Annotated in this window: 17 protein-coding genes; 15 read left to right on the forward strand and 2 right to left on the reverse strand. The window is 68.3% G+C overall.

The genetic code is table 11. The annotated features are described in order from the left end of the window. Positions 1–81: 81 nt before the first annotated feature. The gene (locus tag FB547_RS09930; RefSeq protein WP_145741740.1) at positions 82–867 is read right to left on the reverse strand and encodes a FadR/GntR family transcriptional regulator; all 786 of its coding nucleotides are present in this window, start codon (positions 865–867) and stop codon (positions 82–84) included. 186 nt (positions 868–1,053) lie between these two features. Here FB547_RS09930 and FB547_RS09935 point away from each other — a divergent pair, with 186 nt between their 5' ends. The 11 genes from FB547_RS09935 to FB547_RS09985 all read left to right on the forward strand — a co-directional run bounded on the left by FB547_RS09935 (position 1,054) and on the right by FB547_RS09985 (position 11,355). After that, on the forward strand, positions 1,054–2,259 hold the full coding sequence (locus FB547_RS09935) for an ABC transporter substrate-binding protein (protein WP_145741742.1): 1,206 nt from the start codon (positions 1,054–1,056) through the stop codon (positions 2,257–2,259). Between the two features lie 126 nt (positions 2,260–2,385). Further along, a complete protein-coding gene (locus tag FB547_RS09940; protein ID WP_145741744.1) occupies positions 2,386–3,246 on the forward strand; it encodes a branched-chain amino acid ABC transporter permease in 861 nt (286 codons plus the stop codon). An 8-nt stretch (positions 3,247–3,254) separates the two neighbouring features. After that, entirely contained in the window at positions 3,255–4,217 is a 963-nt protein-coding gene (locus FB547_RS09945; protein WP_145741747.1) for a branched-chain amino acid ABC transporter permease, read from the forward strand. Further along, complete coding sequence (locus tag FB547_RS09950) at positions 4,214–4,984, forward strand: ABC transporter ATP-binding protein (protein ID WP_145741748.1); 771 nt, start codon at positions 4,214–4,216, stop codon at positions 4,982–4,984. The genes FB547_RS09945 and FB547_RS09950 overlap by 4 nt, the downstream gene beginning before the upstream one ends. Then, positions 4,981–5,694 carry an ABC transporter ATP-binding protein gene (locus tag FB547_RS09955; protein ID WP_145741750.1) on the forward strand — a complete coding sequence of 238 codons (714 nt, stop codon included), beginning with the start codon at positions 4,981–4,983 and terminating at the stop codon, positions 5,692–5,694. The genes FB547_RS09950 and FB547_RS09955 overlap by 4 nt, the downstream gene beginning before the upstream one ends. 34 nt (positions 5,695–5,728) lie before the next feature. Beyond that, on the forward strand, positions 5,729–6,985 hold the full coding sequence (locus tag FB547_RS09960; RefSeq protein WP_145741752.1) for a Zn-dependent hydrolase: 1,257 nt from the start codon (positions 5,729–5,731) through the stop codon (positions 6,983–6,985). Next, complete coding sequence (locus FB547_RS09965; RefSeq protein ID WP_145741754.1) at positions 6,982–8,454, forward strand: M81 family metallopeptidase; 1,473 nt, start codon at positions 6,982–6,984, stop codon at positions 8,452–8,454. The genes FB547_RS09960 and FB547_RS09965 overlap by 4 nt, the downstream gene beginning before the upstream one ends. Before the next feature lie 94 nt (positions 8,455–8,548). Further along, entirely contained in the window at positions 8,549–9,304 is a 756-nt protein-coding gene (locus FB547_RS09970; RefSeq protein WP_145741756.1) for an ABC transporter permease, read from the forward strand. Then, a complete protein-coding gene (locus FB547_RS09975; RefSeq protein WP_145741758.1) occupies positions 9,301–10,020 on the forward strand; it encodes a phosphate ABC transporter ATP-binding protein in 720 nt (239 codons plus the stop codon). Before FB547_RS09970 ends, FB547_RS09975 begins: the two co-directional genes overlap by 4 nt. Then, the gene (locus tag FB547_RS09980) at positions 10,017–10,877 is read left to right on the forward strand and encodes a substrate-binding domain-containing protein (RefSeq protein ID WP_145741760.1); all 861 of its coding nucleotides are present in this window, start codon (positions 10,017–10,019) and stop codon (positions 10,875–10,877) included. Before FB547_RS09975 ends, FB547_RS09980 begins: the two co-directional genes overlap by 4 nt. Before the next feature lie 100 nt (positions 10,878–10,977). Beyond that, a complete protein-coding gene (locus FB547_RS09985) occupies positions 10,978–11,355 on the forward strand; it encodes a nuclear transport factor 2 family protein (RefSeq protein WP_145741762.1) in 378 nt (125 codons plus the stop codon). A gap of 7 nt (positions 11,356–11,362) precedes the next feature. Here the strand turns inward: FB547_RS09985 and FB547_RS09990 are convergent, their stop codons facing one another. After that, the gene (locus FB547_RS09990) at positions 11,363–12,499 is read right to left on the reverse strand and encodes a helix-turn-helix domain-containing protein (protein ID WP_145741764.1); all 1,137 of its coding nucleotides are present in this window, start codon (positions 12,497–12,499) and stop codon (positions 11,363–11,365) included. A 180-nt stretch (positions 12,500–12,679) separates the two neighbouring features. On the opposite strand from FB547_RS09990, the gene FB547_RS09995 reads away from it, so the two are divergent. The 4 genes from FB547_RS09995 to FB547_RS10010 all read left to right on the forward strand — a co-directional run bounded on the left by FB547_RS09995 (position 12,680) and on the right by FB547_RS10010 (position 17,358). Then, a complete protein-coding gene (locus FB547_RS09995) occupies positions 12,680–13,177 on the forward strand; it encodes a (2Fe-2S)-binding protein (RefSeq protein WP_124956916.1) in 498 nt (165 codons plus the stop codon). A gap of 13 nt (positions 13,178–13,190) precedes the next feature. Further along, positions 13,191–15,575: a xanthine dehydrogenase family protein molybdopterin-binding subunit gene (locus FB547_RS10000; RefSeq protein WP_145741765.1), complete on the forward strand. Its 2,385-nt coding sequence runs from the start codon at positions 13,191–13,193 to the stop codon at positions 15,573–15,575. Between the two features lie 21 nt (positions 15,576–15,596). Further along, positions 15,597–16,388 (forward strand): FAD binding domain-containing protein, encoded by a 792-nt coding sequence (locus FB547_RS10005; protein WP_145741767.1) that lies wholly within the window; start codon positions 15,597–15,599, stop codon positions 16,386–16,388. A gap of 67 nt (positions 16,389–16,455) precedes the next feature. Then, positions 16,456–17,358: an AAA family ATPase gene (locus FB547_RS10010; protein ID WP_145741769.1), complete on the forward strand. Its 903-nt coding sequence runs from the start codon at positions 16,456–16,458 to the stop codon at positions 17,356–17,358. The last annotated feature ends 23 nt before the right edge of the window (positions 17,359–17,381 follow it).

Below are 17,381 nucleotides of genomic sequence, written 5' to 3' on the forward strand. Positions count from 1 at the left end.
TGCGATCACGCCGACGGGGTGCCTTCGGAGGGGAGTACCCGGTGGCCTGTGCACAGCCCCCGAACGGGCCGCTCAATCCGGCTAACGCTGCCCGCTGGGCAGCAGCAGATGCTTCGCCCCGATGTGCGCCTCCATCTCGTGCATGTGCGCCTCGGCGTCGACCATGTGCTCGGCCATCAGCCGGCGCACCTCGTCTGCATCCTCCCGGCGATAGGCCGCCAGCAGCTGCGTGTGATAGTCGACGTTGGCCTCGCCGAAGTGGTGATGATCCAGCGCCTTCTTGTAGACCACCAGGTCGCGCAGCAGGTCGTTGAGGAAGCGGCACATGAAGGACAGCACCGGATTGGGGCAGGCCTCGGCCAGCATGGTGTGAAACGCGAGCTCGGCCTCGCGCTGCGTGCGCAGCTCGTCCTCGTTGGTGGGCTCCAGCGTGCAGAGGCGCACGTTGGCTTCGAGCCGCTCGAAATGTTCGGGCGTCAGCTTGCCCACCACGCTCACGGCCAGTTCCGGCTCCAGCACCTTGCGCAGCTGGTAGATGTGGTGCCCGTCCAGGTGATGGAAGTGCAGGAAATTGCGCAGCGGCTCCGACGCATGGTCGACCGACACCTGCTGCAGGTAGGCGCCGCCTCCGGGGCCGGTGCGGATGGAAACCAGCCCGCGCACCTCCAGCGCCTTCAGCGCCTCGCGCACCGTGCTCTTCGAATAGCCGAAGAGCTCGATCAGTTCCTTTTCGTTCGGCAGGCGGTCGCCGGGCTGCTTGCGCTCGGCCACGATCCAGCGCTTGACGTCCTCGACGATGACGTCGGAGAGCTTCTGCCGTTTGGCACGGGTGTGTCCAAAGGTCATGGCGTCCTGCGTCGATTTCATGCGTAAAGGGTCATTTCGGGGTGATGAGGGGCTCTGAGCAGGTATCGGGCCCGGGCCTGCCGGATTTTGGCACGGGCATTGCTAGCGGGTTTTTACCAGCATATTAATCCTATTTATCCGCTTAAATTCGTTGCCAATCTCAGGCAGCCCTTTCTCTTACCTCCCATCCCACGTCCGGAGAATTCCATGCAACGCAGACACCTTCTTCAGCTCGCCGCCCTGTCGGCCGCTCCCGCTTCCCTGCTGGCCGGCCGCGCCGCCTTCGCCCAATCGGCCGATGCGATCCGTTTCGGCTGCCCGGTGCCGATGTCGGGCGCCTTTGCGGCCAATGGCAAGTTCGCCGACCTGGGCATGAAGTTGGCCATCGAGCAGTACGGCAGCGTGCTCAAGCGGCCCCTGGCCTACACGGTGCTCGACACCGAGGGCAAGCCGGCCACCGCGGTTCGCAAGGTGCAGGAAGCCTCGCAGCAGCAGGGCGCCAAGTTCTTCGCGGGCGGCATCCTGTCGTCGGAAGCGCTGGCCATGGGCAAGGAGGCCGAGAAGGCCGGCGGCATCTTCATCACCACTGCGGGTGCCGACGAGATCACGGGCAAGGACTGCAACCCCGCCACCTTCCGCTGGTCGGTGCCCACCTTCGGCGCCATCGAGCAGACGGTGCGCCCGCTGATCGCCTCGATGCCGAAGGCCAAGCGCTGGTACACCATCACGCCGCAGTACGTGTTCGGCGAAGGCCTCCTGGGCGCGGCGAAGAACATCTTCCAGGAGAAGGGCATCGAGCACGTGGGCAACAGCTACCACTCGCTCAACGAGAAGGAGTTCAGCGGCTATCTCACCAACGCCATGGCCGCCAAGCCCGACGTGTTGCTGCTGCTGAATTTCGGCGCGCAGTCGTCGGCCGCGCTGCGCCAGGCGGTGAGCTTCGGCATGCACAAGAACATGACGATCCTCATGGCCTGGGCCTCGGGCCTGGAGCAGTTCGATGAGCTGGGCGCGGACCTGTGCGATGGCGTCTACTTCGGCGCGCAGTACTGGCACACGGCCGACACCCCCCTCAACAAGGACCTGGTGAAGCTCACGGCCGACAAGCTCAAGATCGTGCCCAACTACAGCCTCGCGGGCTCGTATGTCTGCACCAAGATCCTGATCGACGGCATCGTGAAGGCGGGCACGGTGGACCAGAAGGCCGTGATCGCGGCGCTCGAAGGCATGAAGTACGAAGGGCTCACGGGCACGGAAGAAATCCGCAAGGCCGACCACCAGGTCGTCAAGGACTACTACCTGCTCAAGGGCAAGGCCAAGTCGAAGATGAAGAACGTGGCGGATTATGTGGACGTGGTGAGTTCGGGCAAGTCCTTCCTTGCCGTCGACAAGACCGGCTGCAAATTGGGCTAACCCCCAGGCTTGCCCACTGCGTGTGGCCTCCAACCCCCTTGCAGGGGGCAACACCTGCGGCCCGGCAAAGCCGGTTCCGCGGTGTTCCTGGAAGGGAGGAGGGCCGCGCCACCACTACTCACCCCTATGACCGTCTACCTGCTCCAGACCATCAACGGAATCGGCATCGGCATGCTGTATTTCCTGCTGGCCGTTGGCTTGTCCATCGTGTTCGGCCTGCTGCGCTTCGTGAATTTCGCGCACGGGGCCTTCTATCTGCTGGGCGCCTACCTGTGCTTCCAGGCCATGCAGTGGGGGCTCGACTTCTGGGCCGCACTGGTGCTGGTGCCCTTGTTCGTGGGTGCGCTCGGCTGGCTGGCCGAGAAGCTGCTGCTGCGCCGCGTGTATGCCAAGGCGCACGAGTTCCACATCCTCGTGACCGTGGGGCTTGCGCTCGCGGTGCAGGAGATCGTCATCGTGTTCTGGGGGCCGCTCGGCAACAGCGTGGCGACGCCCGACCTGCTGCAGGGCGTGGTGATGTGGGGCAGCTTCATCTATCCCAAGTACCGGCTGTTCGTGATCGGCTTCACCGCCGTGCTGGCGGTGCTGCTGTGGTGGGTGCTCGAGGGCACGCGCCTGGGCAGTGCGGTGCGCGCGGGCAGCGAATCGACCGAGATGGTGTCGCTGCTCGGCATCAACGTGTTCCGCGTGTTCAGCCTGGTGTTCGCGCTGGGCGCGGCCACCGCGGCACTGGCGGGCGTGCTGGCCGCGCCGATCCGCGGCGCGGAGCCCTTCATGGGTGTGGAGGCACTCGGCGTCGCTTTCGTGGTGGTGGTGATCGGCGGGCTCGGCAGCTTCGGCGGCGCGCTGGTCGGCGGCCTCTTGATCGGCATCGTGCAGAGCCTCATGAGCACCATCTGGCCGCCGGGCGCGAGCCTGATGATCTACATCGCGATGGCAGCCGTGCTGCTGCTGCGCCCGCATGGCCTGCTCGGCCGCAGAGGATGAACGTCGCCATGACCAAGAAAACCACGTTCCTGCTGGCGCTCGTCGTCGCACTGGGCCTGCCGCTGGTGCTGCGCTCGGGTTCGCTCGCGAGCGAAGTGCTCATCTACGCGCTCGCCGCCCTGGGCTGCAACCTGCTGCTGGGCTACACGGGGCTGCTGTCGTTCGGGCAGGGCATCTTCTTCGGGCTGGGCAGCTACACCATCGCGATCCTGCTCACGCGGCTTTCGCTGCCGATGCCGCTCGCCTTGCTTGCGGCCATCGCCATGGGCGCGCTTGGTGCGGCGGTGGTCGGCTGGGTCGCGATCCGCCAGCGCGGCACCTACTTCGTGATGCTGACCCTGGCCTTCGCGCAGATGTTCTATTTCGTGGCCTACACCGCTTCGGGGCTCACGGGCGGCGACAACGGGCTGCTCGACGTGCCGCGCCCCGCCTTCATGGACACGCCCTGGAAGTACTACGCCTTCGTGGCCGTGATGTTCCTCATCGCCTTCGGCCTGCTGCTGCGCGTGACCGATTCGGTCTTCGGCCGCACGCTGCTGGCCATCCGCGACAACGAGGACCGCGCCGCCGCGGTGGGCTACGACCTCAAGCGCTTCAAGCTGCTGGCCTTCGTGATCTCGGGCGCCGTCACCGGCCTGGCGGGCGGCTTGCACGCCATGATGACCGGCATCGCGCCGCTGTCGAATGCCGAGTACCACACGAGCGAGATGATCCTGGTCATCACCGTGATCGGCGGCACCGGCAACCTGTTTGCCTCGGTGCTGGGCTCGGCCTTCTATGTGCTGCTGGCCGATTGGCTCTCCACGCTGTGGCCGCGCTGGCTGCTGTTGCTGGGGCTGATGTTGATTGCGGTGAGCATCGGCATGCAGCGCGGCCTCTGGGGCCTGGGAGAAAGCGCATGGCGCCGCGTGTTCCGCAAGGCGCCGCCTTCCGCGCCGGCCGTGCCCGGCGCGCGGGGAGAAAAAGCATGACGCAACCCATCCTCATCGAAGCCATCGGCGTCACCAAGCACTACGGCAAGTTCGCCGCGCTCGGCGGGGTCGACCTGAAGATCAAGCGCAACACCGTGCACTCGGTGATCGGGCCGAACGGCGCCGGCAAGACCACGCTGTTCCACATGCTCACGGGCACCGGCACCACCACGGGCGGCCGCATCCTGTTCGACGGCCACGACGTGACGCACGAGCCCGACCACAAGCGCGTGCAGCGGGGCATGGCGCGTTCGTTCCAGGTGACCAGCCTGTTCGCGAGTCTTCCGGTGCGCGAGAACCTGCGCGTGGCGGCGCAGGGCATCGCGCCGCGCCAGGCCATGAACTGCTGGCGCACACCGGTCGGCGAGCGCGCTTGCGCCGAGACGGTGGCCGAGGTGCTGGAACGCGTGGGCCTGCAACGGCTGGCCGACGTGCCGGCGAGCGAGCTGTCGCACGGGCAGCAGCGCCGCCTGGAGGTGGGCATGGCGCTCGCCGCGAAACCCAAGGCCATCTTCCTGGACGAGCCGACCTCGGGCATGGGCATCGACGACCTCGACGACATGAAGCGGCTGATCCGCGGCCTGCGCGATGCGCACACCGTGGTGCTGATCGAGCACAACATGAACATCGTGATGGACATTTCCGACACCGTCACCGTGATGCAGCTGGGCCGCGTGCTGGCCGAAGGGCTGCCGGGCGACATCCGGTCCGATGCGCGCGTGCGCACGGCCTACCTGGGCAACATGATCACAGGCGGCAAGGCATGAGCGGGAAGAACATCCTCGAAGTCGAAGGACTGCACGCGCACTACGGCAAGAGCCACGTGCTGCAGGGCGTGTCGATGACGGTGGGCGAGGCCGAACTGGTCACGCTGCTGGGCCGCAACGGCGCGGGCAAGTCGACCACGCTCAAGAGCATTGCCGGCGCGGTCATGCCCACCGGCGGCCGCGTGCGCTTCCAGGGCGCGGACATTGCGGGCCTGCCGCCGCACCGCATCGCCACGCGCGGCGTGTGCCTGGTGCCCGAGCACCGCGGCGTCTTCAAGCTGCTCACGGTCGAAGAAAACCTGCTGCTCGGCCAGCGCCGCGATTCGCCCTGGCAGCTGGGCGACATCTACCGCATCTTCCCGCGCCTGAAGGAGCGGCGCCGCAATGGCGGCGGCCAGCTCTCGGGCGGCGAGCAGCAGATGCTGGCCATCGGCCGCGCGCTCATGAACCATCCGCGGCTGCTGATCCTCGACGAGCCGGTCGAAGGGCTCGCGCCGGTCATCGTGGAGGAAATCGTCGCGCAACTGAAGACCATCAAGGCGGCCGGCGTGGCCATCCTGCTGGTCGAGCAGAACCTGGAAGTCTGCGTGCAGCTGGCCGACCGCCACTACATCCTGGAGCAGGGCGTGATCGTGCACGAGGCCGGCAATGCGGCCTTCATGGCCGACCACGATGTGAAAGACCGCTATCTGGGCGTGGGCCTTGCTTGAGGCTTCGCGCATTCCTTCTTCTTTTTGCAAAGCCATGAACTCAACCACCCAACTGCGCATCAACGGCGACCGTCTCTGGAGCTCGCTGATGGAACTGGCGAAGCTCGGCGCCACCGAGAAGGGCGGCGTCTGCCGCATCGCGCTGACCGAACTCGACCGCCAGGGCCGCGATCTCTTCAGCCGCTGGGCGCGCGAAGCCGGCTGCGAGGTGCGCGTCGACCGGATCGGCAACATCTTTGCGCGCCGCGCCGGCCGCGACAACACGCGCCCGCCGGTGGTCACCGGCAGCCACATCGACACCCAGCCCACGGGCGGCAAGTTCGATGGCAACTATGGCGTGCTGGCCGGGCTGGAAGTGATCCGCAGCCTCAACGATGCCAAGGTCGTCACCGAGGCACCGCTGGAGATTGCCGTGTGGACCAACGAGGAGGGCTCGCGCTTCGTGCCCGTGATGATGGGCTCGGGCGTGTTCGCCGATGCCTTCACGCTCGAGCATGCGCTGGCGCAGCGCGACAACGACGGCATCAGCGTGGCCGAGGCGCTGGCTTCCATCGGCTATGCGGGCAGCGCGCCGGCGTCGGCCGCAGCATCGCCCGTGGGTGCGTATTTCGAGGCGCACATCGAGCAGGGGCCGGTGCTCGAGGCCAACGAGCGCGTGATCGGCGTGGTCGAGGGCGCGCTCGGCCAGCGCTGGTACGACGTGGTGCTGCAGGGCATGGAAGCGCATGCCGGCCCCACGCCCATGGAGCTGCGCAAGGACGCGCTGCTCGCGGCCTCCGAACTGGTGATCGAGGTCAACCGCATCGCGCTGGCCCATGCGCCGCATGCGCGCGGCACCGTGGGCTGGATCGACAACTATCCGAATTCGCGCAACGTGATCCCGGGCCGCGTGAAGCTCAGCGTCGACCTGCGCGCGGCCGACGACGTGGTGCTGTCGGCCATGGACGCCGAGCTGAAAGAGGCGGTGCAGCGCATCGCCGCCAAGGGCAAGGTCGAGGCAACGGTGGAGCAGGTCGTCTACTTCCCCCCGCAGCCTTTCACGCCCGCGCTGGTGTCGGCCATTCGAGAGGCCGCGCAGGCGCAGGGCATGACCTGGATGAACGTGATCAGCGGCGCGGGCCACGATGCGGTCTACCTCGCGCGCGTGTGTCCCACGGCCATGATCTTCGTGCCCTGCCTCGATGGCATCAGCCACAACGAGATCGAGGATGCGCAGCCCGGCCATCTCGAGGCCGGCTGCAATGTGCTGCTGCAGGCGATGCTGCAAAGCGCGGGAGTCGCGTCGTCATGAAGGTGCTGATTGCGCGGCTCAACCACGAGACCAACACCTTCTCGCCGGTGCCCACGCCGCTCGCGGCCTTCGGCCCTGACGGCCCGACGTTCGGCGAGCAGGCCTATCGCGACAACAAGGGCATGCGCACCGCGATGTCCGCCTTCATCGACCTGGCCGAGCAGGCCGGCGCCACGCTGGTCACGCCGGTGTCGGCCTCGGCCAATCCGAGCGGGCCGGTCGATGCCGCAGCCTACACCACGCTCACGCAGTGCATCGTCGATTCGGCGCCGGGCTGCGACGCGATCCTGCTCGACCTGCACGGCGCGATGGTGGCGCAGAACAGCGTGGACGGCGAAGGCGACCTGCTCGTGCGGCTGCGTGCCGCGGCGCCCGGCGTGCCCATTGGCGTGGCGCTCGACCTGCATGCCAACGTCACGCCCGCGATGGTCGGCAATGCCGATGTGATCGTCGGCTTCAAGACTTATCCGCACGTCGATATGTACGAAACCGGCGAGCATGCCGGCCGCCTGCTGTTCGACCTGCTCGCGGGGCGCAGCAGGCCGGCGATGCGCTGGCACCCGCTGCCGCTGATGGCGCACACGCTGCGCAGCGCCTCGTTCACCGGCGCGATGCAGCGCGCCATCGAGGCGGCGCGCGCGGCCGAAGCATCGGAGTCGCTTGCGGCGTCGATCTTTGCCGGCTTCTCGCTGTCGGACATCGAGGCACCCTGCATGAGCGTGGTGGTGGTCGATGCCGAATCGCCCGAGCGCGCGCAGGCCACGGCCGACCGGATCGCCAGGCAGATGTGGGACGAGCGCGAGGCGTTCATCTACCGCAGCGAGCCGCTGGCCGAGTCGATCGCGCGGGCCAAGGCCATCGCCGGCGGCGCGACGCGCCCGGTGCTGCTGCTCGACCATGGCGACAACTGCATGTCGGGCGGCAGCTGCGACACCATGGACGTGCTGCAGGAGGCGCTGGCGCAGGGGCTCGACGGCATCGGCGTGGGGCCGCTGTGCGACCCCGAGGCGGTGGCCGCGCTGGTTGCGGCGGGCGAGGGCGCCAAGGTGACAGTGGCGCTCGGCAACAAGGTGTCGCTGGCAGGCATCGGCCTGTCGAAGAAGCCCGTGACGCTGACCGGCACGGTTCGCACCATCGGCAACGGCGAATACGTGATCACCGGCCCCACCTACACCGGCCAGCGCAGCAGCATGGGCCGCACGGTGCTGTTCGACATCGGGCCGGCGCGCATCGTGGTGACCGAGCGCACGCAGGAGCCCTGGGACATCGGCGTGTTCGAATGCGCGGGGCTCGATCCGCGCAAGGAACGTTTTTTGCTGCTCAAGTCGCGCATGTACTGCCGGCCGGTGTTCGAGCCGCTTTCCGCCGCGCTAATCGAGTGCGACAGCCCGGGCGTGACCAGTTCGGACTACGGCCTGTTCCCGTTTTCCCGGGTCCGCAGGCCGGTGTTTCCACTCGACGCGATCTGAACCGAAGGTGGCGGGTCTACCTATGCAAAAAATTGCATAGGTAATTGGAGGTACACCCCGATACTCCGGCGCTTCCATCCATGAAGCCCACCGCGTGAACACCTTTGCCCAGAGCGCCGTCGCGGCCTGGCAGCTGCTCGTGTCCGGCGAACCGGTGCTGCTGGCCATCGTCGGGCGTTCGCTCGCGGTCAGCGCCAGCGCCTGCGTGCTGGCCTGCGGGCTGGGCCTGCTGCTGGGCGCCTGGCTGGGCGTGGCGCGCTTTCGCGGCCGCGCCGGCCTGCTCACGCTGCTGAACACCCTGCTGGCGCTGCCGTCGGTGGTGGTCGGGCTGGTCATCTACCTGCTGCTGTCGCGCTCGGGCCCGCTCGGCTTCCTGGGCTGGCTGTTTTCGTTCAAGGCCATGGTGCTGGCGCAGACGGTGCTGGTGCTGCCGGTGGTGACGGCGCTCACGCGCCAGGCCATCGAGGATGCCGAGCGCGCGCATGGCGAGCAGCTGAGCTCGCTCGGCGCCAAGCCTCTGGTGCGGGCGCTGCTGCTGGTCTGGGACGAGCGCTACGCACTGCTCACGGTGCTGATCGCCGCCTTCGGCCGCGCGGTATCGGAGGTGGGCGCGGTGATGGTGGTGGGCGGCAACATCGACGGCTTCACGCGCGTGATGACCACCGCCATCGCGCTCGAAACCAGCAAGGGCGACCTGCCGCTGGCGCTGGCGCTGGGCATCGTGCTGTTGGGCGTGGTGCTGGTGCTCAACCTTGCGATTGCCGCCGTGCGCGGCTGGCGCGAACGGGTCGACGGCGGGGGCGGCGCAGGCGGCATGGCGGTCTGGTGGCGGCCGGAGGCGCGCCCGTGAACGAACACGCGCAGCTCGCGAGCGTGGATGCCACCGTCTTCGCGCTCTATGGCGTCGACGTTCGCCTGGGGCGGGTGGCGGCGCTGCAGGGCGCGACGCTGACCATCGCGGCCGGCGAGCGCGTGGCGCTCATCGGCGCCAACGGCAGCGGCAAGACCACGCTGCTGCGGCTGCTGCACGGCCTGGTGCCGCATGCGGCAGGGAGCTTCACCAGCGCCGCGCCGCGCCGGCAGCAGGCCATGCTGTTCCAGCGCCCGCACATGCTGCGCGCCTCGGTGACGGTCAATGTGGCCCTGGCGCTGTGGCTGCGCGGCATGCGTTGGCGCGATGCCCGCCGCGCCGCCATTCCGGCGCTGGCGCGCGTTGGCCTGGAAGACCTGGCCGAGCGCAACGCCCGTGCCCTCTCGGGCGGCCAGCAGCAGCGCGTGGCGCTGGCGCGCGCCTGGGCGCTGCATCCGGCGGTGCTGCTGCTCGACGAGCCCACGGCCAGCCTCGATCCCACCGCCAAGCGCGAGGTCGAGGCGTTGATCGCCGAAGCCGCCGCCGGCCGCACGCTGGTGTTCGCGAGCCACAACCTCGGGCAGGTCAAGCGGCTCGCGAGCCGCGTGGTCTACCTCGAGCACGGCCGCGTGCTGGCCGACCTGCCCGTCCACGATTTCTTCCATGGGCCCCTGCCGGAGGAGGCCCGCCTGTTCGTTAAAGGAGAGTTGGCATGAACCTGTTTCTCAAGCAGCACCGCGCAAGCACGGGCATTCGCGCCTCGCTGGCCGTGGCCGTTTTCTTCCTGGCCGTGGGTGCCGCGCGCGCCGAGACCATCACCATGGCCTCGACCACGTCCACCGAGCAATCGGGCCTGTTCTCGCACCTGCTGCCGGCATTCAAGAAAGCGAGCGACATCGATGTCAAGGTGGTGGCGGTGGGCACCGGCCAGGCCATCGACATGGCCAAGCGCGGCGATGCCGACGTGCTGTTCGTGCACGACACCGCGGCCGAGGAGAAATTCGTGGCCGAGGGCTTCAGCGCCAGGCGCTACCCGGTGATGTACAACGACTTCGTGCTCGTGGGGCCGCAGGTCGACCCGGTCGGCGCGAAGGGTGGCGACATCGTCGCCGCGCTGAAGAAGATCGCGGCCGCCAATGCGCCTTTCGTGTCGCGCGGCGACAAGAGCGGCACCGACGCGGCCGAGCGCCGCCTCTGGACGCAGACCGGCGTGGCCGAGGCGGGGCAGCCGGTGCCCAACGAGCGCAAGGGCACGGGCTACAAGGAATGCGGCTGCGGCATGGGGCCGGCGCTGAACATCGCGGCCTCGTCGGGCGCCTACGTGCTGGCCGACCGCGGCACCTGGCTCAGCTTCAAGAACCGCGCTGGCCTGGCAGTGCTGGTCGAGGGCGACAAGCGGTTGTTCAACCAGTATGGCGTGATGGTCGTGAGCCCGGCGAAATTTCCCTCGCTCAACAGCAAGGGTGCGCAGAAGTTCGTCGACTGGGTGATCTCGCCGGCCGGACAGCAGACCATCGCGGCCTACAAGATCGGCGGCGAGCAGCTGTTCTTTCCCAACGCATCGGCGAACTGAGGCCATGACCTGCGAGGTCATCGACGCCGCGCGCGCCCGGCGCGACCATTCCTTCACCCCGCGATGTTGCGGGCCGAACCCTCGAAAGGAAATGGTCATCATGAACACCGCCGCACACGACGCCGCCGCCATTGCCCAACGCTACATCGCGGCCTGGAACGAAACCGATGCCGCGCGCCGCGCCCAGCTGATCGAAGCCGCCTGGACGGCCGATGCGCACTACGCCGACCCGCTGGCGCAGGCCAACGGCCGCGACCAGATCGGCGCGCTGATCGGGGCCGTGCAGCAGCGCTATCCGGGTTTCCGCTTCAACCTGTTCGGTACGCCCGAGGCGCACGGCGACAACCTGCGCTTCTCGTGGACCCTGGGCCCGAGCGGCGCCGAAGACCTGATCCAGGGCACCGACTTCGCCCGGCTCGATGCCGGCAGGCTGCAGTCGGTGACCGGCTTCCTCGACAAGGTGCCGGTCGGGGCCTGAACGGGCTTCAGTCCGCGGAGCCGGAAGCACGGCCGCGCCACAGCTTGCGGTAGACCGTGGCGCGGCTGATGCCCAGCGTGCGCGCGGCCTCGGCCACGTTGCCGCGGGCGTCGGCCACGGCCTTGCGGATCAGGGCAGCCTCGACGTCGCGCAGCCGCGGCCGGGCTTCGGCCACCGCGACGGCCGGACTCTTGCCGCCGCGCTGGGGCCGGACCTGCACGCGCAGGCCGGACCACAGCGGCACCTCGAGCACGGCGTCGCCGCGGCGGGCCGCATCGAACAGCATGTCCAGCGGCGTTGCGAACAGGTCGTTGCAGTGCAGCGCGTGCTGGGCACGCGCCAGCGGCTGGTGCAGCATCTGGCGCGCCGCGGCATTGGCGCCCGCAACGGTGCCGTCGGCGTCGATGCACAGAAGCCCGTCGGTGGCCTCGCCGCGCGGGCAGCCCGGCCACGAGAGATGCAGCCGCAGCTCGCAGGGCTGGTTCAGCACCAGCACGTTCTCGATGCTGCGTGCAGACAGCGTGGCCAGGTGCCGCAGCTCCGGCCGCTCCACCGCCTGCACGCCGGTCAGGTCGAGCATGCCGATGCAGTCGCCCCGCGGGCCGAACAGCGGCGCCCCGGCGCAGCTGTAGATGCTGGTGTCCTCGAAGAAGTGTTCGCCGCGGTGCAGCCACACCGATTCCTGCTCGGCCAGCGCGGTGCTGATCGCGCTGGTGCCGACCGCGCGCTCCGACAGGTCGACGCCCACGCGCGCGATGTTTCGGGCGTAGCGGCTGTCGGTGTCGGTGCCGTCGGGCAGCGGGCCCACGTCGACCACGATGCCCTCGGCATCGGTCAGGACGGCGAAGTAGCGCGTGTCGGCAATGGCGCGCGACAGCCGCTCGATCACCGGCCGGGCCGCCAGGACCAGCGCGCGGTTGCGCTCGGACGCCTCGCGCTCGGCCGCTTTGGCCACCGGTTCGAAGTTGATCCGCTGCTGCGGCTGCCGCCCCGCCTGCAGGCAGCGCTCCCAGGAACGCAGGATCCATGGCTCGATGCGCGCCGCGCCCCGCGAGCGGGGGGCTTCGCCGTGGATCAGCTCCCGTCGGGCCTGCGCAATGGCGGCGGAACGTTCGGGCAGGGGCGCAACGATGGAGGCGGACATCGGGTCGGTTCGCTCGGGTGGGGCGGTTTTTTCAGACTTGCCGGGGCCGCAAGTTGTTTCATTTTGAGAATTTCGTACGCGCTGCGCAAGCGTCGAGGGTTTTGCCTAGGATAGTGCACGGGGCCGGCATCCAAGATGCCTTTCGCTGAACCAGCCATCACCTTCAACGGAGACAGCCAAATGCAGGTAGCTTTCACGGTCAACGGCCGACCGGCCACGGTCGACGCACCCCCCAATACCTTCCTGGTGCACGCCATCCGCGAGCATCTCCACCTGACCGGCACCCATGTCGGCTGCGACACCGCCCAGTGCGGCGCATGCACCGTCCACATGAACGGGCGCGCGGTGAAGTCGTGCAACATCCTGGTCGGGCAGGCCGCCGGCGCGCAGATCACCACCATCGAGGGCATCGCCCAGCCCGACGGCACCATGCACCCCATGCAGGCGGCCTTCAAGGAATGCCATGGCCTGCAGTGCGGTTTCTGCACCCCGGGCATGGTCATGAGCGCCATCGACCTGTGCACCCACCATCCCAAGTCGAGCGAATCGGAGATCCGCGAACTGCTCGACGGCAACCTGTGCCGCTGCACGGGCTACCAGAACATCGTGAAGGCCGTGCAGATGGGCGGCGAGGCCATGGCCTCGGGCACGCCGGTCAAGACCACCGCCACGGCGTGAAGGGAGCAACATCATGGGTGCCTCCGACTTCTCGAACCTGCCCCACATCGGCGAAGCGCTGCGGCGCAAGGAAGACTATCGCTTCCTGACCGGCGCGGGCAACTACACCGACGACATCACGCTGGCCAACCAGAGCCATGCGGTCTTCGTGCGCTCGCCGCACGCCCACGCCGTCATCAAGTCGGTCGACACCGCCGAGGCGCTCAAGATGCCCGGCGTGGTCGGCATCTTCAGCGGCAAGGACATCGAGGGGAAGATGGGGGGCCTGCCCTGCGGCTGGCTCATCAACAACCCCGACGGCACGCCCATGAAGGAGCCGATGCACCCGATCCTCGCGATCCACAAGGTGCGCTACGTGGGCGACCATGTGGCCATGGTGGTGGCCGAGACCGTCGAGCAGGCCAAGAATGCGGCCGAAGCCGTGGTGGTCGACTACGACGTGCTGCCCGCGGTGGTGAGCGTGGCCGATGCCGCCAAAAAGGCAAGCGGCGTCACGCTGCACGACGAGGCCCCCGACAACCAGTGCTACAAGTGGGCGCTGGGCGACAAGGCCGCCGTCGATGCGGTGTTTGCCAATGCCGCGCACGTCACCAGGCTCGACCTCGTCAACAACCGGCTGGTGCCCAACCCGATCGAGCCGCGCGTGGCCATCGGCAGCTACAGCCGCGGCACCGACGACTACACGCTGTATGTGTCCAACCAGAACCCGCACGTCGAGCGCCTCTTGATGACGGCCTTCGTGCTGGGGCTGCCCGAACACAAGGTGCGCGTGATCGCGCCCGACGTGGGCGGCGGCTTCGGCTCCAAGATCTTCCTGTATGCGGAGGACGTGTGCCTGACCTGGGCCGCCAAGCAGCTCAACCGCAACATCAAGTGGACGGCCGAGCGCTCGGAGTGCTTCCTGTCCGACGCGCACGGCCGCGACCATGTGAGCCACGCCGAAATGGCGATGGACAAGGACGGCAAGTTCCTCGCGATGCGGGTGCACACCGACGCCAATCTCGGCGCCTACCTGTCGACCTTCTCGACCGCAGTGCCGACCATCCTTTACGCCACGCTGCTCGCGGGCCAGTACACCACGCCGCAGATCTACGTCGAGGTCGATGCCTGGTTCACCAACACCGCGCCGGTCGATGCCTACCGCGGGGCGGGCCGGCCCGAGGCCACCTACCTGCTCGAGCGGCTGGTGTCGCGCTGCGCCTGGGAAATGAACCTGGGCCAGGACGAGATCCGCAAGCGCAACTTCATCACCACCTTCCCCTACCAGACCCCGGTGGCGCTGCAGTACGACACGGGCGACTTCCACGCCTGCATGGACAAGGCCCGCGTGCTGGCCGATGTGCAAGGCTATGCGCAGCGCAAGTCGGCCAGCGAGGCCGCGGGCAAGCTGCGCGGCATCGGCTACTCGAGCTACATCGAGGCCTGCGGCATCGCGCCGTCGAACATCGCCGGGGCGCTGGGCGCGCGGGCCGGCCTGTTCGAATGCGGCGAGATCCGCGTCCATCCGACTGGCAGCGTGACGGTGTTCACCGGCTCGCACAGCCATGGCCAGGGGCACGAGACCACCTTTGCGCAAGTGGTGGCGGCGCGCCTGGGCATTCCGGTGGACAACGTCGACGTGGTGCATGGCGACACCGGCCGCGTACCCTTCGGCATGGGCACCTACGGCTCGCGCTCCATCTCGGTGGGCGGCGCGGCCATCATGAAGGCGCTCGACAAGATCGAGACCAAGGCCAAGAAGATTGCCGCGCACCTGATGGAGGCGAGCGATGCCGACATCGAGTTTGCGAACGGCGAGTTCACGGTCAAGGGCACCGACAAGAAGATCCCGTTCGGCCAGGTGGCGCTCACGGCCTACGTGCCGCACAACTACCCGCTCGACAAGCTCGAGCCCGGCCTGAACGAAACCGCCTTCTACGACCCCACCAACTTCACCTTCCCGGGCGGCACCTACATCTGCGAGGTCGAGGTCGACAAGCAGACCGGCGAGGTGCGCGTGGACCGTTTCACCGCGGTGGACGACTTCGGCACCATCATCAATCCGATGATCGTCGAGGGCCAGGTGCACGGCGGGCTGGTGCAGGGCATCGGCCAGGCGCTGCTCGAGAACTGCGTGTACGACAACGAGACCGGCCAGCTGCTCACCGGCAGCTTCATGGACTACGCCATGCCCAGGGCCGGCGACTTTCCGCAGTTCAAGCTCGACACCGTGTGCACGCCGTGCACGCACAACCCGCTGGGCACCAAGGGCTGCGGCGAGGCGGGCGCCATCGGCTCGCCGCCGGCCGTGATCAACGCCGTGCTCGACGCGCTGGCGCCGCTGGGCGTCAAGGACTTCGACATGCCCGCATCGGCCAGCCGCGTCTGGGAAGCGATGCAGGCGGCCGCCTCCCACTAGAACAACGAAGGAACCCACACCATGTACGCCTTCACACTCGAACGGCCGGCCACCGTGGCCGACGCGGCCAAGCTCGTTGCAGCGGGCGCCAAGCCGCTGGCCGGCGGCCAGACCTTGCTCGCCTCCATGAAGCTCAGGCTGTCGGCGCCCGAGCAGCTCGTGGACCTCGGCGGCATCAAGGAGCTCACCGGCATCAGGAAGGACGCCGGCACGATCACCATCGGTGCGATGTCGCGCCACCTCGACGTGGCCAACAATGCCGACGTGAAAGCCGCCTTCCCTGCGCTGGCCGACCTGGCCGGGCGCATCGGCGACCGGCAGGTGCGCGCGATGGGCACCATCGGCGGCTCGGTGGCCAACAACGATCCGGCCGCCTGCTACCCCAGCGCGGTGCTCGGTTCCGGTGCAACGGTCATCACCTCGAAGCGCGAGATCGCTGCGGACGATTTCTTCCTGGGGCTGTTCACCACGGCGCTGGAAGAAGACGAGCTGATCACCGCCATCCGCTTTCCGATTCCGAAGCGCGCCGTGTACGAGAAGCTGCGCCAGAAGGCATCGAATTTTCCGCTCGTCGGCGTGTTCCTTGCGCAGTTCGACGGCGGCGTGCGCGTGGCCATCACCGGCGCGGGCAACGGCGTGTTCCGCCACGCGGGGCTCGAAGATGCGCTCAACAAGAGCTTCACGGCGGCAGCCGCCGCGGCCGTGAAGATCGACGCGAGCGAGCTCAACAGCGACCTGCATGCCTCGGCGGCCTACCGTGCCAACCTGATCAGCGTGCTCACGCAGCGCGCCGTCACCAAGGCGCTGGGCTGAACGAGACAGCACCGCCGCTCGCAGGCCGGAAGGCGCGACACCCCCGCGTCTTCCGCTACGCTTCGCCATGACCTTCCCGACCATCGATTCCCTCTCCGAAGGCTTGATGCAGGCCGGCTACTTTGCCGACCGCCGCCTGGCCACGGCCGTGTTCCTCGCGCTCAGGCTGCAGCGCCCGCTGCTGCTCGAGGGCGAGCCCGGTGTCGGCAAGACCGAGCTGGCCAAGGCACTGTCGACCGCGCTCAACCGCGAGTTGCTGCGCCTGCAGTGCTACGACGGGCTGGAGCAGCGCGAGGCGCTCTACGAATGGAACTACGCCGCGCAGCTCTTACACATGCGCGCGGCCGAAGCCGCAGGTGCTGTACGAGACATTGAGGCCGAGGTCTACCAGCCGCACTACCTGATCCGCCGCCCGCTGCTGCAGGCCCTGCAGACGCCCGCGCCCGGCGCCGTGCTGCTGATCGACGAAGTGGACCGCGCCGACGAGCCCTTCGAAGCCTTCCTGCTCGAATATTTGGGCGAGTATCAGGTCAGCATTCCCGAGCTCGGCACCGTGCGCGCTGTGGTGCCGCCGGTCACCATCCTCACGAGCAACCGCACGCGCGAGCTCAACGACGCGGTGAAGCGGCGCTGCCTTTACCACTGGCTCGACTATCCGGAGCGCGAACGCGAACTGGCCATCGTGCGGGCCCAGGTGCCGGAGGCCGGCGAGAAGCTCTCGGCCCAGGTGGCCGCGTTCGTGGCGCGGCTGCGCGATGCGCCCTTCGTCAACGCCTTCCAGCGTGCGCCCGGCATCGCCGAAAGCGTCGAGTGGGCGAGGGCGCTGATCGCGCTCGACACCGTCGAGCTCGATCCCGAAGTGGTGGTCGACACCGCCGGCATCCTGTTCAAGCAGCGCGACGACGTGGCAGCGCTCACGCACGAGCTCGCATCGGAGCTGCTGAAACCCGAGGAGCCGGTCGCGCCCTGAGCGCGGCCGACGGTCGAGGCGCC

Origin of the sequence: Variovorax beijingensis, assembly GCF_007828835.1 — a bacterium.
In the GTDB taxonomy this organism is placed as follows: domain Bacteria; phylum Pseudomonadota; class Gammaproteobacteria; order Burkholderiales; family Burkholderiaceae_C; genus Variovorax; species Variovorax beijingensis_A.

What these genes read in the sequence shown, in the direction of transcription:
- FB547_RS09930 (WP_145741740.1), bottom strand. Translation starts at nt 867, where the DNA reads ATGAAATCGACGCAGGACGCCATGACCTTTGGACACACCCGTGCCAAA.
- FB547_RS09935 (WP_145741742.1), top strand. Translation starts at nt 1,054, where the DNA reads ATGCAACGCAGACACCTTCTTCAGCTCGCCGCCCTGTCGGCCGCTCCC.
- FB547_RS09940 (WP_145741744.1), top strand. Translation starts at nt 2,386, where the DNA reads ATGACCGTCTACCTGCTCCAGACCATCAACGGAATCGGCATCGGCATG.
- FB547_RS09945 (WP_145741747.1), top strand. Translation starts at nt 3,255, where the DNA reads ATGACCAAGAAAACCACGTTCCTGCTGGCGCTCGTCGTCGCACTGGGC.
- FB547_RS09950 (WP_145741748.1), top strand. Translation starts at nt 4,214, where the DNA reads ATGACGCAACCCATCCTCATCGAAGCCATCGGCGTCACCAAGCACTAC.
- FB547_RS09955 (WP_145741750.1), top strand. Translation starts at nt 4,981, where the DNA reads ATGAGCGGGAAGAACATCCTCGAAGTCGAAGGACTGCACGCGCACTAC.
- FB547_RS09960 (WP_145741752.1), top strand. Translation starts at nt 5,729, where the DNA reads ATGAACTCAACCACCCAACTGCGCATCAACGGCGACCGTCTCTGGAGC.
- FB547_RS09965 (WP_145741754.1), top strand. Translation starts at nt 6,982, where the DNA reads ATGAAGGTGCTGATTGCGCGGCTCAACCACGAGACCAACACCTTCTCG.
- FB547_RS09980 (WP_145741760.1), top strand. Translation starts at nt 10,017, where the DNA reads ATGAACCTGTTTCTCAAGCAGCACCGCGCAAGCACGGGCATTCGCGCC.
- FB547_RS09985 (WP_145741762.1), top strand. Translation starts at nt 10,978, where the DNA reads ATGAACACCGCCGCACACGACGCCGCCGCCATTGCCCAACGCTACATC.
- FB547_RS09990 (WP_145741764.1), bottom strand. Translation starts at nt 12,499, where the DNA reads ATGTCCGCCTCCATCGTTGCGCCCCTGCCCGAACGTTCCGCCGCCATT.
- FB547_RS09995 (WP_124956916.1), top strand. Translation starts at nt 12,680, where the DNA reads ATGCAGGTAGCTTTCACGGTCAACGGCCGACCGGCCACGGTCGACGCA.
- FB547_RS10000 (WP_145741765.1), top strand. Translation starts at nt 13,191, where the DNA reads ATGGGTGCCTCCGACTTCTCGAACCTGCCCCACATCGGCGAAGCGCTG.
- FB547_RS10005 (WP_145741767.1), top strand. Translation starts at nt 15,597, where the DNA reads ATGTACGCCTTCACACTCGAACGGCCGGCCACCGTGGCCGACGCGGCC.
- FB547_RS10010 (WP_145741769.1), top strand. Translation starts at nt 16,456, where the DNA reads ATGACCTTCCCGACCATCGATTCCCTCTCCGAAGGCTTGATGCAGGCC.